Source organism: Nostoc sp. UHCC 0251 (genome assembly GCF_034932245.1).
In the GTDB taxonomy this organism is placed as follows: Bacteria; Cyanobacteriota; Cyanobacteriia; order Cyanobacteriales; family Nostocaceae; genus Nostoc.
Window position 1 is genome coordinate 1 of sequence record NZ_JAYGHD010000106.1, and the last position, 13,490, is coordinate 13,490.

The window sequence follows — 13,490 nt, forward strand, 5'->3', positions numbered from 1 at the left end:
CGTTTTTAAACGGGGGTTCCCGAACCTGCAACCCTAAACCTGCAACCCTCTGAACGCATTATCGTAGTATTTCTTGTTTGTATCAGTAATTACATCCCAACTTAACTTAGGCGATTATTATATACACCTTCAAATATTCAATAGTTAGAGGCAAAAATTTGGTAATAGTAATAGCTTTTATAAAAGCAGATAACAAGGTTACTAGCCTCTAGCTATACTCTAGGCTAGAGGCTTTTTCTAATGAAATAGGTACTTAAAATAAAGAGAAATTAATTACGAACTTTGCTGTTGCTGTCTTAATAAAAAATTTAGTAACAAGATAAAATAAGGTTATGCTCAAACAAACTTTTACTAAGGCAAATCAAAAAAATCATCTAGACTTAATTTGCTATTGACTTTATAATGGATAGCAATCCTAAATCATTCATAAAAAATAAAATCATTGATAAGCTTAAAAAGTCCTAATTTTAATCTCCCTATTTTCTCAATTTGGATTGTTATAAATAAAAACAAAGGTTAACATATCAACACAACAATAATGATTGATTTTGAACCCTGGGACAGGTTGTTGCGTCAGTATGTTGATCAACAAGGTCGTGTAGACTATGTTGCTTGGAAAAAGGAGCAACCCCAAGCAATTAGAGATTGGTTGTCGAGCGAAAAAAATCTGATTTTTAAATCTAATAGTGACAGTCTCGAACAATTGGCATTGTGGATCAACCTTTACAATGCGTTCACCATTTCGACAATTTTGGAGAGATACCCAATAGAATCGATTCGCCCGCGAATTTTAGGAATTCCCAACTGGCTAGCTTTTTTGTGGTTCTTCCAACGTCGCGCTTATTCTATCTTTGGGGAAAGTTATAGTTTAGCTGAAATTGAGAACTCTATTCTGCGGGAAAAATTGCAGGAGCCGCGAATTCATTTTGCGATCGTCTGTGCTTCAGTTGGTTGTCCTTTACTACGTTCGGGAGCTTACTTTCCTGAGCAAGTCAGTCAGCAATTAGATGAAGATGCACGTCGTTTCATAAATAACCCTGAAAAAGTTCGTTATGACATGGAGAGCAAAACACTTTACTGTAATAAAATCTTGAAGTGGTATCGTCAGGATTTTTTAAAGGTTGCACCCTCCATTCCCGAATACATTCGCTCCTACTTAAAAACAGACTATCCCCTTGATTCCTCAACGCGGATATCCTATCTTTACTATGATTGGAGCCTAAATCAGCGAATATCTTGATAAAACTGTTTGAGATAATTTGCATTAACGCCAATCCCCCACAAAAACCCAATGTAAAGGTAAATTGCAGTTGCTTTGAAGCTACCCCATTTGGCTACGCGACGATCTGAGGAATGAACAATCCGATTTACGAGATAAATACGTCCTTTTTTAACTAATTTCAAGCATAAATCTCCATCCTCCATAATTGGCAATGCCTCATCAAATCCGCCACAATCCCAAAAATCAATCCGACGACAGAACATTACCTGATCTCCAAACAACAGACGCAATCCTCGAAAAAATAGGTAAGGCTTAAATAACAGTGGTGCGTAGTAGGTTTTTAGATAATTATGTAGAGAGATACCCCAACGAGTTGTTTGAGTTCCTGACATCAGAGAAATGAACCCCCCACAGGCAATGGTAGGCTCTGCCAGGGTTTTATTGATAACGTTGATTAGATCATCAGGAATCCAAGTATCTGCATGAAGAAAGCAAAGAATATCTCCAGTAGCTGCTGATGCTCCATAGTTCATCTGAAGAGAGCGCCCTGGCTGTTGAGATGAAAGAATTTGTACATTCAAAGTTTGATTAAATGACTCAAAAATTTGCTTTGCAACTGTCACCGTCTGATCTTTACTACCACCATCTACTACTATCACTTCCGAAGGAGGAGGATTAAGTAAAGTCAGTTGGCGCAATGTACGTCCTAAGTTAGTTGCTTCATTTAAAGTAGGAATGATAATGGAAACTTGAGACATACCGATTTAGTAGTTTTATTGCTCCTGAGCATGGTAGCTAGATTTCAGCAGTTTTCCCCAAATTGCATTGTAAGGATGTACAACCTGTGTTGGACGGTCGTCTCTAAACATGAGTCTTCCTTCATTTGCCCACTGAAAAATCCCACCGCTCAAGTTATAAATGCATTTCATCCCAGCTTTATCAAGCTGCTGGGCTAATTTGGCGCTACGGTAGCCAACGGCGCAGTACACGACAATTAGTCTGTCTTTTGAAACTGTTGAAAGTGCTGCTAAGTCATCTGTTAGAGGATCTATAAGTACTGCTGTTTCAATATGGCTTACTGCATACTCGGCCGGACTTCGTGCATCTAGTACTAATGGTGGTGGTTTTGCAGAATCTAATAGTAATTGAGCTAATTGATTGCAATTAATTTCCTCAATAGTAGGAAACTGAAATTTGAGCAGAAGTTTAAGAAAGTTAAAGGTGAGCGATCGCACTCGTGAATTCACTCCAAGTTTCAGTTAAGAACTTAAGTTGCCAGGCTACTGTCACCGCCTTCTAAAATAGTCCCCTCTAAATTGGCATTTTCTAGATTAGCTCCGGTGAAATTGGTTCTTTCTAATGCAGCTTGGTGGAGATTTGCCTCATGCAAATCCGCGATCGCTAAATCTGCCCCGCTCAAATCTGCTGCTTCTAAATTAGCTTGACTAAGATTGGCCTCACGGATATCAGCTTTGCTAAGATTGGCTTGTTCCAAATTCGCAGCTTTGAGATTAGCCTGATCCAAAACGGCTTCATCTAGAATTGCACCCTCTAAGATTGCATTGTTAAGAGTTGCATCACTCAAATTAGCTTTGCTTAAATTAGCCCCTGTTAAATTTGCACCATTGAGCGTAGCCGCGCTTAAGTCAGCCCGGCTGAGATTTGCCTGTTGCAAATTTGCTTCATCCAGCATCGCCCCATGTAAGATTGCACCACTGAGATTAATGTTTTCCAAAACTGCACCCCTTAAGTCAGCGATACTAAAGTCTCGCTCTCCTGCGGCATATAGTTGCCTGAGTTCTTCTACGTTCATCGGCTAATACTCCGTTTTTTGTTTAAATAAAAGACTTAAGCCTGTTGTTGAAATGATAAATTAGTGAAAAATGCTTCAGTCTGAAAACACTTACTTATTTAGTTCAAAAATAGCAAGTATTCAGAAAGTGACCAGCCCAATAGGGATAAAATTATCAGGCAAAAAGGTAAGATAATCTAACATCGAAAAATTTAAATATTTTTTTCAAAATACTTAATCAAGGGTATTTAGCAAAAGATAAAGTATATCTTTAACAACTGCTTCTATCGGAAGAAAAAAATAAACCAAAATATATCATTCTAAAGAATTAGGAGTATATATTTAGATGTAGGATATTAGTAAGTGCTTAGGCGCAGCCCGTCGTAGACATCGCCTGATCTTGTAGCGACAGTCTATTCTTCAATTATATCACTGTTCAAAGTCAAGAGCCGTTAAGGAAAGCCCAGAGTAATGGTCATTAAAAAACTAAGTTTATATCTTAGGAGTTCTGTTATCAACCCAAATAATTAAGAGGATGAAGCAATTGAGTAACCTAGATAGAGCTTTAGATGCCGCAATGGAGCTTACTTTAGAGCAATAAGAAATACTAGTACAAATTCTCAAAACCCGAATTATTGAAAGTCGGCGAGATGAAATTGCCTCAGATGCAGCAGCTTCCATTGCTGAATTCCAAGCAGGTAGGCTCAAAGTCCAGACTGCTGCCGAAGCAATTCAAGAATTACGGGAATATCTCAATAACCTTTTATTTTCCCAATAACTCAAAAAAAGTTTCCTTATTAATACCAATATCCTGAATCATACCCATTAGAGTCCCTACTTTTAGGTCTTTTCCCGAATGAATAGGAACAACAACCCTTTGTCCACGGCTATCCTTGTAAATAGCATGACTTCCCTTTTGACGGTCAAGATAAAAACCTAAATTTTCGATGACTTTGATAAATTCTTTAGCTTTGACACTGGGAAAATTACTCATGCCAAGATACTTAATGGCTTAACAATTAAATCATCTTTAGGAATTGGCTGATTGTCGGCCCTTAAACTTTCAATATATAATTCAATAGCTTCTGTAATATTCTCAATGGCCTCTTCAAAAGAATCTCCTTGAGAATGACAACCTTTTAGGATTGGACAAAAAGCGTGATAACCTCCATCTGATTCTTTTTCCAGAAGAACTGTGTAATTGTAAATTTGTTGATTGTTGTCCATAAGTTTTCAATTTGTTTGCGATTTACCTACTTTTACTTCAGCATTATTCCATGATAAAGGCTTTTAAATTATGTTGCTTAAAGCAGTGCGTAGGCGCAGCCCGTCGTAGACATCGCTAATTTTCTCCCAACTTTCTCAAAAGCAAAGCGATATCTACGACGGGCCACGCCTACGCTCATGTATGATGATTGACTTAGTAAAATGCCTGCGGTGGGCTGCGCCTACGCCCTAAAGAAACGCAGGGCTTCCCAAAGCTGTCGGTGATGTGAGTTAAAATCCTTATATCTTTAATAACTACTCACGCAGACAGCCCCCGAAAAGCGATCGCTATGCTTCAGTATCCCCATCTCGAACAAGCGCTAAAATATCACTTCGGTTATGATAGATTCCGCCCCGGACAACGGCAAATTATCGAAGATGCGCTGCAAAATCGAGATTTAATGGTTGTGATGCCGACTGGTGGGGGAAAATCTCTGTGTTTTCAACTACCAGCATTGTTAAAAAATGGATTAACGGTGGTGGTGTCGCCGTTAATTGCTTTGATGCAAGACCAAGTAGAAGCACTGCGAAATAATAATATTAACGCAACATTTCTCAATAGCAGTTTGAATGCTTACAAGGTGCGATCGCGGGAAGAAGCCATCCTCAGTGGTAAAGTAAAATTACTATACGTCGCCCCTGAACGTCTCCTAAGTGAAAGATTTCTACCATTTCTCGATTTAGTTAAAGAAAAAATTGGTATTTCTAGCTTCGCTATTGATGAAGCGCACTGCGTTTCTGAATGGGGACACGATTTTCGTCCAGAATATCGCCAGTTGAAATCTCTGCGGAAACGCTATCCTGATGTTCCTACCGTCGCCCTCACCGCCACAGCAACTGATCGCGTCCGCAGTGATATCATTCAACAACTAGGACTAAAGCAACCTAGCATTCATCTTGCCAGTTTTAACCGTGAAAATCTTTATTACGAAGTTCGTCCTAAAAATAAATATGCTTACGCTGAATTATTAGAACTAATTCGAGAAACTGAAGGTTCGACAATTATTTATTCTTTAACTCGTAAAAAAGTTGATGAACTAACTTTTAAACTACAAAATGATAAAGTTATTGCTCTACCTTATCACGCCGGATTAAGTGATGAAGAACGTAGTAGCAATCAAACGCGATTTATTCGAGATGATGTTCGGGTAATGGTAGCAACAATTGCCTTTGGAATGGGAATTAATAAACCCGATGTGCGATTGGTAGTTCACTTTGATCTGCCCAGAAATATAGAAAGTTATTATCAAGAATCTGGGAGAGCAGGTAGAGACGGAGAACCATCTCGCTGTACAATATTTTTCAGCTTTGGTGATGTTAAAACAATTGAATGGAGCATCGATCAAAAAACTGACCCTCAAGAACAGTTGATTGCTAAACAACAACTGCGGCAGATGATCGATTACGCTGAAGGCACTGATTGTCGGCGAACGATTCAACTAGGTTATTTTGGAGAAAGGTTTCCTGGGAATTGCGGTAACTGTGACAATTGTCGTCATCCCAAACCCATGCAAGACTGGACAGTTGAAGCCATGAAGTTTTTATCTTGTGTGGCGCGTTGCAAAGAAAGATTTGGGATGCTACACATAATTGATGTGTTGCGGGGGGCAAAAAAAGACAAAATTATTCAATACGAACACGATAAACTTTCCACCTACGGTATTGGTAAAGATAGAACTCTAGATGAATGGCGAATGTTGGGGCGATCGCTTTTACATCAAGGGTTAATAGAACAAACTAGCGATGGTTACTCAGTTTTAAAACTAAATGCCTTAAGTTGGGAAGTAATGCGAAAACAACGTACAGTTTTGCTAGCTGTAACCACAGTCCAAAAGATTACCTGGGAACAGGGGAGTGAAAAAGCAGAAGTTGCTGAAATATTATTACAGAAGTTGCGATCGCTACGTAAAGAATTGGCTGATGAGCAATCTGTACCACCTTACGTCATCTTCCACGATTCCACTTTAAAATTGATGGTACAGGTGCAACCCCAAAACTTAACTGAATTTGGCAAACTTTCTGGTGTTGGTAGTCACAAACTCGCTCAATATGGCGAAAAGTTCATTACAGAAATTCGCGCCTACCGCCAAGAAAAAGGTTTGCAAAATAAATCTGCTACTTCCGTATCCTCTCCCAACTCATCTTCTTCTTACACCGAATTACAAACATTACAATTGCATCAACAAGGTTTAAATATTGCTCAAATTGCCAAAAAGCGGAACCTTAGTCCGGCAACAGTTAGCAATCATTTAGAAAAACTAATTGAGAAAAATCAGCCAGTTGATTTAAATCAATTAGTACCTTTAGAACATCAACAAAAAATTTGGCAAGTTTTAGAAGTACTCGGTGACATTTCCCTCACTCCGATTAAAGAACAACTAGGTGAAAGCTACAGTTTTGATGAAATTCGCTTAGTACGCTGTAAGTGGCGGCGTGAAAATCGCAAGTGATGATTAAAGAAGAACACAGAATACAGAATCAATTAGTATGAATGCTAAATTCTATTTTATTAAAATATAAAAGCAAGATTAAAGGAGTTACCTAATGAGTCAGATGCTTAATACAGGAGTATGCTGGACAATTCATGATGTGGAACTCTTCGCAGAAAATGAAGGGACGCGCTACGAGATAGTTGATGGAGAATTATTTGTGACTAGGGTACCTCACTTTAAACATCAGCAAACTTGCGGCAGAATTTTCCAACAGCTTAACATTTGGTCAGAATCTACTGGTTTAGGAGAAGCTGTAATCAACCCCGGCGTTTTGTTTTCAGAATCAGATAGTGTGATTCCTGATGTAGTTTGGGCTACTAAGGAAACCTTAGCGTTAACATTGGATGAAGCGGGACATTTAACTGGCGCACCAGATTTAGTAGTCGAAGTTTTGTCTGCAAGCAAGTCAGACGAAAGACGAGATAAGGAAGCTAAACTTAAGCTTTATTCTTCCAGAGGAGTAAAAGAATATTGGATTGCTGATTGGCGATCGCGTAAACTAGAGGTCTATAGGCGGGAACAAAGTCAACTTAAGTTGGTAGAAACTTTATTTAGTAGTGATAGTCTTATTTCTTCCCTATTGCCTGGTTTTAGCTGTATTGTAGACCAGTTTTTCCCTGTATAAATATTTATTTTGGGAGATATGAACACTCATTCTTTCCTCAAAACAAGATGTGTATAACTTACCTTGAGACATCGCCTTGCACCAATAATAACTAAATTTTCTGAGCATCAAGGCGATATCTCGATATCAGCTTATATTAAGAGAAGCTGGGGATTTCAGAGTTAGAATTTTGTGATGTTTTAGCAGACGGTGATGTTGCAATATTTTGGCTTTTTGCAGACAGCGTTTCTAGCAATTTAGGTAGCGCCAGACAAGCAACAGTATTTAGCAGGGTCAGGAATATACCATCCATCAAACTCATATATTAATCTTCTCCGTTTGAAAATTGGTGTTTACTATATTTCTAGTTTGAAGCAAAATTAGTACAATTGCTTAAAATCCGAATTTTGGATTTCTTTTATTGGATATAAGCTAACTAAATATATTGTAAAAACTATCCATTATACGCAGGGTAACGATCTCTGCCGTAACCCCCACTCATATTAGCTCTATTGAAAGTTAATCTGAAACGCCACGTAATTTTTACTGGTAAACAATTCATCAATTAGGAGAACACTTGGCGCAGAAATCAGGGCTGAATTTACAAAATTGACTACCCGTCACTGGGTAAGCTGTACAATAAGGAAAACTGGTAAGTTCGGCTCTGGCTGTTTGCGATTTGTAACCATTCGGTAACGCTTCAGTAATTTTGGTTTTATCAGCTATAAAAATAGTTAAAACCTTAGGTAACGCTATGCAAGCAGCAATATTGAGCAGCGTTACCAGTGTAGCTTCTATCAAATTCATAGGTAATCATCCCCTGTGAAAAATAGGTGATCGCTGTTCTGAGATGCAAGCATAATCTATGTCTAGCATTGATGTTCAATTAATCTATTGCTTGCACTCTATGTAAACTAACTTTAACATAAATTTTTGTGAATATAAACGTGGAATTCCTGGAATTATTATACACAGATGCGAATGTGGATAATAAGGATGGATATTGTAGCGTAATAACAAAATAAGCTAGAAAACGATCAGTTGTAAAATATTTAGGAAACGCTATATGTCAAAAACCAAAACCGCGTCTTCTTTTTTATCTAACATCAGTGAGCGAGAGCGCCAAGCCCTAAAGCAGTTGGTAGATTACACCAATGTAGAATCGCTGCCAGAAATTTGGCCTTTAGCATCTCAACAATTTGGTAATATTGCCGCCCTCCGCAACCCTCATGCTAAACCAGAAGTAGTAATTACTTATACCCAACTAGCAGAGCAAATACGACTATTTGCTTCTGGGTTACAGTCCTTGGGAGTAAAGTTAGGCGATCGCATTTCCCTAATTGCTGATAACAGTCCTCGCTGGTTTATTGCCGATCAAGGCATAATGACTTCTGGAGCAGTTGATGCAGTGCGTAGCTCCCAAGCAGAAAAAGAAGAACTACTTTTTATCATCGCTAATAGCGGTAGTGCAGCAATAGTAGTCGAGGATTTAAAGACACTTAAGAAACTGCAAGATAGACTCAACGATTTACCAATTCAGTTTGCGATTTTACTTTCGGATGAAGCACCACCTGTAGACGAAACTCTAAAGGTACTGAACTTTTCGCAGTTGCTCGAAATTGGGGCAAATCATAATTTTGTGCCAGTCAAGCAAAATCGTGATGCTCTGGCAACTCTAATTTATACCTCTGGCACCACGGGCAAACCCAAGGGTGTGATGTTGTCTTATAGCAATTTGATGCACCAAGTTACAACATTTGGCACAGTATTGCAGCCAAAGCCGGGCGACATGGTTCTCAGCATCTTACCTTCCTGGCATAGCTACGAACGGACTGTTGAATATTACCTACTATCTCAAGGTTGCACGCAAGTTTATACCAACTTGCGCTCTGTAAAAGGAGATTTGAGACAATTTAAACCCAACTACATGGTAGGTGTACCTCGCCTGTGGGAATCGATTTATGAAGGAGTGCAAAAACAGTTTCGCGAACAACCAGCCAAAAAGCAACGCCTAATTAAATTTTTAATGGGCATGAGCGAAAAATATATTAAAGCGCGGCGAGTTGCTCAGGGATTGGATTTAAATAATCTTCATGCTTCAGGCGTTGAAAGATTAGCAGCTAGGATACAAGCAGCTGCTTTATTACCCCTCCATGCCTTGGGAGAACGACTGGTTTACGCCAAGGTGCGGGAAGCAACTGGAGGACGAGTTAAGCAGATGATTAGCGGCGGCGGTGCCCTTCCCAGACACATCGATAACTTCTTTGAAATTATTGGTGTGCAGATTTTGCAAGGCTATGGCTTAACAGAAACTTCTCCTGTTACCCATGTGCGGCGTCCTTGGCGAAATTTGATTGGCGCATCAGGGCTACCACTCCCGGCTACAGAAGCTAAAATCGTCGATCCTGAGACAAAAGCGCCTTTACCAGTAGAGAAGCGAGGCTTAGTATTGTTGAGGGGGCCGCAGATTATGCAAGGCTATTACCAAAATCCGCAAGCGACAGCGAAAGCAATTGACGCTGAAGGTTGGTTTGATAGCGGCGATTTGGGTTGGCTGACACCACAAGACGACTTGGTGCTAACTGGCAGAGCAAAGGATACGATTGTATTGACTAACGGGGAGAACATCGAGCCGCAGCCAATCGAAGATGCCTGTTTGCGATCGCCATATATCGATCAAATTATGCTCGTCGGCCAAGATCAGCGCAGCCTGGGAGCCTTAATTGTCCCCAATGTCGAAGCTTTAGAAAAATGGGCAGCAAGTCAAAATCTAACGCTGGATACGCACAATGATCAGGTGACTTCTTCACCTAGTCAAAAAATTGGCTTGGAGAGTAGAATGATCCAGGATTTATTTCGGCAAGAATTGAATCGGGAAGTGCAAAATCGTCCAGGCTATCGACCGGATGACCGCATTGGAACGTTTAGACTGATTCTGGAACCGTTTTCCATCGAAAATGGCTTGATGACACAAACACTGAAAGTTCGCCGACATGTCGTCACGGAACGTTATCGCGATATTATTGACGGCATGTTTGCCTGATAATTCCACCTCCCAACTGTAAAGAGTGAACGTGAAATATTTATGGATGTCTCCAAATCTAACTTGCTCCTGAAACGTGTTGTTAACGTCAAAGTCATTGTGACTCCCCTCTGGAAAGAGGAAGTACAACAACAGCTGCAAACGCAGATCAATCAACTCGATCAGCAACTGCAACAGCTAGACGTTGAAGGACAAAGAGCGATCGCAGCAATTCAAAAGCAGAGTCTGCAACCACCTGGTCCCCAGACTCTCCAACAAATTGACAATATCCAACTCCAAGTAAATCAAAAGAAAAGTGAATTTCTAGAGCAGAAAAATCAGTTGCTGCAAAACCTCCAGCAAGTGCAGTTTCTCCAACAAGATCAGGAAGTCAACCAATTCCAAATGGAAGGCTTTTTCCGGGTAGAGATCGGTGATAACCTGATTAGCAAAATGCAAGTCGAAATCGTTCTGCGCGATGGCGTTGTAGAAGAAATTCGCGGCGACATTTAAATTTGTCATTTGTCCTTTGTCATTTCTTTTGTGACTAATAACTAATAGACATCTGGTGAAAATTAATGTAGAGACGTTGCAATGCAACGTCTCTACAAGGGTTTCAGGTAACGCATAAGTAATTTCTGGAGATGTCTAATTACCAATAACTAATGACCAATGACTAATCACAAATGTGATTTAACTTTGTGTGGGAGCGGCTCCCAGCCCAACATTCTACCTGGGAGCCAGCCCAAACAATTTGCCATACTGGAGGCGAACTAACAAAAAGCGATCGCCCGAAGGCTGTCATCTCAACTCGATATTTAATCCCAACTGAATCATTACCCCGCTTGATTTGCGTAATCGTTACAAGGGCTTGATTTCGTTGCGGATAAGCTACCTCTACCTTTCGCGTTCCTTCCACTGATGCTATGCCGTCAAGGGCATTCAGCGCGAGGGTAGCAGGATCGCTACCTTGGAGAGATGAGTTGATCTTTTCTAAAGGTATGATTTTATAATTGGAACGCTCTGAGTATGCCACAACCTCTTGAGACTCATGTATTGCTCCCACCTGCTGGGTTTGTCCATCACTAGTCTCAACAATCGGTGCAGGTGGCTGGCGCTGGGTAATATAAACTCCAGCGCCAGCAGTGGCAAAGATACTTAGTATCACAATTAAAAAGAATTTCAACTTTGCCGACATAAAAGTAAACAGGAATTTCAAATAGGTTTATGACCAATTTTGAATTCTAGATTGACCTGTATCTTATATCCTCTACCTGTGAGCAACTCCTGTATCTTAAGCAGTGGTTATGAGGAATATAAATAGCAATCCCATTTAATCTGTGAGAAACTCGTGGTATTTTTTGCAAGTCAACAACTAAAACGAGATCGAGATATTGGCTAACCATTGAGGATAGCTCTGTATTATAGACCTCTAAGTTATATTTAGGTTCCTGGAGAGACGCGATTAATCGCGTCTGTACAAGAATTAGGGGTTATGAGTTTGGAACTCCCCCCGATGCCCAATTAAAATATAAAATCTCCAATCCAAAACTCTCCTGCCAAGATACAATTCGATCTGATAAAAGCTGTTAAAGTCCATAAACCATTGATTTCCAAAACCACCCTATGAGCATTCATGAAGTATTTATGCCGGCGCTGAGTTCCACCATGACCGAAGGCAAAATCGTTTCCTGGGTGAAATCGCCAGGGGACAAAGTGGAAAAAGGCGAAACAGTGGTGGTTGTAGAGTCAGATAAGGCAGATATGGATGTAGAAACCTTTTATGAAGGATTTCTTGCCCATATCATAGTTGAAGCTGGTGAAACTGCCCCGGTAGGATCTGCGATCGCCTTCATCGCCGAAACGGAAGCTGAAATTGAACAGGCGAAATCTCTTGCCAATTCTGGCGGCGCGGCGGCTACTCCTACCTCTTCTCCTGAACCAGTTGCCGCCACAGCCTCAGCCGCAACACCTGCCTTAGCGTCTCAAAACGGGTCTAATCACAAAGAAGGAAGGCTTGTAGCTTCACCCCGCGCCCGTAAGTTAGCCAAAGAACTTAAAGTTGATTTAACTACACTCCAAGGCAGTGGTCCCTTCGGTCGCATTGTTGCCGAAGATGTAGAGGCATTGTCCAATAAGGGCAAACAACCCGCCACTGCCCCAGCTGCCCCACCAGCACCTGTACCAACCAGCGTCCCAGTTGCACCCCCAGCACCTCAAACACCAGCACCCGCGCCAGTGGCAGCGGCTATTCCTGGTCAAATTGTGCCTCTAACTACCTTCCAAAATGCCGTAGTGCGGAACATGGTAGCTACCATATCCGTGCCCGTCTTCCGTGTCGGTTATACAATTACCACTGATGGGTTAGACAAACTTTATAAACAAATTAAATCCAAAGGTGTGACAATGACAGCGCTACTGGCGAAAGCTGTAGCGGTAACGTTGCAAAAACACCCATTGTTAAATGCTAGCTACTCAGACCAGGGTATTGTTTATCATTCTGATATCAACATTTCCGTTGCAGTAGCGATGGATGATGGCGGATTAATTACACCTGTGCTGCAAAATGCAGACGCAGTGGATATTTATTCTCTATCGCGTACTTGGAAGTCTTTGGTAGAACGTGCCAGAGCAAAACAACTACAGCCTCAAGAATATAACAGTGGTACTTTTACCCTGTCTAACTTGGGGATGTTTGGCGTAGATAAATTTGATGCGATTTTACCGCCTGGACAAGGTTCAATTTTAGCGATCGGGGCATCTCGTCCGCAAGTAGTAGCAACACCTGACGGTTTATTTGGCGTGCGGCAACAAATGCAAGTAAATATTACTTCTGACCACCGGATTATTTACGGTGCCCATGCTGCGGCGTTCTTGCAAGATTTAGCGAAATTGATTGAAACGAATCCTCAATCTTTGACAATGTAATTTTGAAAAGACACCAAATTTAAATGTTAGCGCTATCAGCGAGCAGCAGTTTATCGTAGAGTAGCGCTAACAATAAGTAATACTGAAACTAAATTTTTGATGGACAAACTAAGTAAGTGGGTGCTAAAATTTCCCGCTATGTAACAGAATCTTAATCAGAGGGT

General features: G+C 40.5%; 14 protein-coding genes. 6 read left to right on the top strand and 8 right to left on the bottom strand.

Translation table 11 applies throughout. From position 1 onward, the window contains the following. Nucleotides 1-538: 538 nt before the first annotated feature. Nucleotides 539-1,240 (top strand): DUF547 domain-containing protein, encoded by a 702-nt coding sequence (locus VB740_RS13610; RefSeq protein WP_323200524.1) that lies wholly within the window; start codon nucleotides 539-541, stop codon nucleotides 1,238-1,240. Here VB740_RS13610 and VB740_RS13615 read toward each other — a convergent pair. From VB740_RS13615 to VB740_RS13635, 5 genes are all read right to left on the bottom strand, one after another. Then, nucleotides 1,225-1,980: a TIGR04283 family arsenosugar biosynthesis glycosyltransferase gene (locus VB740_RS13615; RefSeq protein ID WP_323200525.1), complete on the bottom strand. Its 756-nt coding sequence runs from the start codon at nucleotides 1,978-1,980 to the stop codon at nucleotides 1,225-1,227. The two genes, VB740_RS13610 and VB740_RS13615, sit on opposite strands and share 16 nt — an antisense overlap. 15 nt (nucleotides 1,981-1,995) lie before the next feature. Further along, on the bottom strand, nucleotides 1,996-2,469 hold the full coding sequence (locus VB740_RS13620; RefSeq protein WP_323200526.1) for a rhodanese-like domain-containing protein: 474 nt from the start codon (nucleotides 2,467-2,469) through the stop codon (nucleotides 1,996-1,998). 20 nt (nucleotides 2,470-2,489) lie between these two features. Continuing rightward, complete coding sequence (locus tag VB740_RS13625; protein WP_323200527.1) at nucleotides 2,490-3,035, bottom strand: pentapeptide repeat-containing protein; 546 nt, start codon at nucleotides 3,033-3,035, stop codon at nucleotides 2,490-2,492. Nucleotides 3,036-3,777: 742 nt separating this feature from the next. Then, nucleotides 3,778-4,008 (bottom strand): type II toxin-antitoxin system HicA family toxin, encoded by a 231-nt coding sequence (locus VB740_RS13630; protein WP_323200528.1) that lies wholly within the window; start codon nucleotides 4,006-4,008, stop codon nucleotides 3,778-3,780. After that, nucleotides 4,005-4,241, bottom strand: a complete 237-nt coding sequence (locus VB740_RS13635) for a type II toxin-antitoxin system HicB family antitoxin (RefSeq protein ID WP_323200529.1) — start codon at nucleotides 4,239-4,241, stop codon at nucleotides 4,005-4,007. The genes VB740_RS13630 and VB740_RS13635 overlap by 4 nt, the downstream gene beginning before the upstream one ends. 329 nt (nucleotides 4,242-4,570) lie before the next feature. On the opposite strand from VB740_RS13635, the gene recQ reads away from it, so the two are divergent. Together recQ and VB740_RS13645 are read left to right on the top strand one after the other, a co-directional pair. Further along, on the top strand, nucleotides 4,571-6,730 hold the full coding sequence (recQ, locus tag VB740_RS13640) for a DNA helicase RecQ (protein WP_323200530.1): 2,160 nt from the start codon (nucleotides 4,571-4,573) through the stop codon (nucleotides 6,728-6,730). A 94-nt stretch (nucleotides 6,731-6,824) separates the two neighbouring features. Beyond that, nucleotides 6,825-7,397, top strand: a complete 573-nt coding sequence (locus VB740_RS13645; protein ID WP_323200531.1) for a Uma2 family endonuclease — start codon at nucleotides 6,825-6,827, stop codon at nucleotides 7,395-7,397. A 136-nt stretch (nucleotides 7,398-7,533) separates the two neighbouring features. On the opposite strand, the gene VB740_RS13650 is transcribed toward VB740_RS13645, so the two are convergent. Together VB740_RS13650 and VB740_RS13655 are read right to left on the bottom strand one after the other, a co-directional pair. Further along, a complete protein-coding gene (locus VB740_RS13650) occupies nucleotides 7,534-7,698 on the bottom strand; it encodes a hypothetical protein (RefSeq protein ID WP_323200532.1) in 165 nt (54 codons plus the stop codon). Between the two features lie 239 nt (nucleotides 7,699-7,937). Further along, nucleotides 7,938-8,183, bottom strand: coding sequence for a hypothetical protein (locus VB740_RS13655; protein WP_323200533.1), 246 nt, complete (start codon nucleotides 8,181-8,183; stop codon nucleotides 7,938-7,940). A 259-nt stretch (nucleotides 8,184-8,442) separates the two neighbouring features. On the opposite strand from VB740_RS13655, the gene VB740_RS13660 reads away from it, so the two are divergent. Both VB740_RS13660 and VB740_RS13665 read left to right on the top strand, forming a co-directional pair. Then, nucleotides 8,443-10,419 (top strand): long-chain fatty acid--CoA ligase, encoded by a 1,977-nt coding sequence (locus VB740_RS13660; protein ID WP_323200534.1) that lies wholly within the window; start codon nucleotides 8,443-8,445, stop codon nucleotides 10,417-10,419. 42 nt (nucleotides 10,420-10,461) lie between these two features. Beyond that, nucleotides 10,462-10,911 carry a YlqD family protein gene (locus VB740_RS13665; RefSeq protein WP_012412623.1) on the top strand — a complete coding sequence of 150 codons (450 nt, stop codon included), beginning with the start codon at nucleotides 10,462-10,464 and terminating at the stop codon, nucleotides 10,909-10,911. 163 nt (nucleotides 10,912-11,074) lie between these two features. Here VB740_RS13665 and VB740_RS13670 read toward each other — a convergent pair whose 3' ends face one another. Beyond that, the gene (locus VB740_RS13670; RefSeq protein ID WP_323200535.1) at nucleotides 11,075-11,596 is read right to left on the bottom strand and encodes a hypothetical protein; all 522 of its coding nucleotides are present in this window, start codon (nucleotides 11,594-11,596) and stop codon (nucleotides 11,075-11,077) included. Nucleotides 11,597-12,024: 428 nt separating this feature from the next. On the opposite strand from VB740_RS13670, the gene VB740_RS13675 reads away from it, so the two are divergent. Beyond that, complete coding sequence (locus VB740_RS13675) at nucleotides 12,025-13,326, top strand: dihydrolipoamide acetyltransferase family protein (protein ID WP_323200536.1); 1,302 nt, start codon at nucleotides 12,025-12,027, stop codon at nucleotides 13,324-13,326. Nucleotides 13,327-13,490 lie beyond the last annotated feature (164 nt).

Coding starts and splice junctions, on each gene's coding strand:
- VB740_RS13610 (WP_323200524.1), top strand. CDS start 539: ATGATTGATTTTGAACCCTGGGACAGGTTGTTGCGTCAGTATGTTGAT.
- VB740_RS13615 (WP_323200525.1), bottom strand. CDS start 1,980: ATGTCTCAAGTTTCCATTATCATTCCTACTTTAAATGAAGCAACTAAC.
- VB740_RS13625 (WP_323200527.1), bottom strand. CDS start 3,035: ATGAACGTAGAAGAACTCAGGCAACTATATGCCGCAGGAGAGCGAGAC.
- VB740_RS13630 (WP_323200528.1), bottom strand. CDS start 4,008: ATGAGTAATTTTCCCAGTGTCAAAGCTAAAGAATTTATCAAAGTCATC.
- VB740_RS13635 (WP_323200529.1), bottom strand. CDS start 4,241: ATGGACAACAATCAACAAATTTACAATTACACAGTTCTTCTGGAAAAA.
- recQ (WP_323200530.1), top strand. CDS start 4,571: ATGCTTCAGTATCCCCATCTCGAACAAGCGCTAAAATATCACTTCGGT.
- VB740_RS13645 (WP_323200531.1), top strand. CDS start 6,825: ATGAGTCAGATGCTTAATACAGGAGTATGCTGGACAATTCATGATGTG.
- VB740_RS13650 (WP_323200532.1), bottom strand. CDS start 7,698: ATGAGTTTGATGGATGGTATATTCCTGACCCTGCTAAATACTGTTGCT.
- VB740_RS13655 (WP_323200533.1), bottom strand. CDS start 8,183: ATGAATTTGATAGAAGCTACACTGGTAACGCTGCTCAATATTGCTGCT.
- VB740_RS13660 (WP_323200534.1), top strand. CDS start 8,443: ATGTCAAAAACCAAAACCGCGTCTTCTTTTTTATCTAACATCAGTGAG.
- VB740_RS13665 (WP_012412623.1), top strand. CDS start 10,462: ATGGATGTCTCCAAATCTAACTTGCTCCTGAAACGTGTTGTTAACGTC.
- VB740_RS13670 (WP_323200535.1), bottom strand. CDS start 11,596: ATGTCGGCAAAGTTGAAATTCTTTTTAATTGTGATACTAAGTATCTTT.
- VB740_RS13675 (WP_323200536.1), top strand. CDS start 12,025: ATGAGCATTCATGAAGTATTTATGCCGGCGCTGAGTTCCACCATGACC.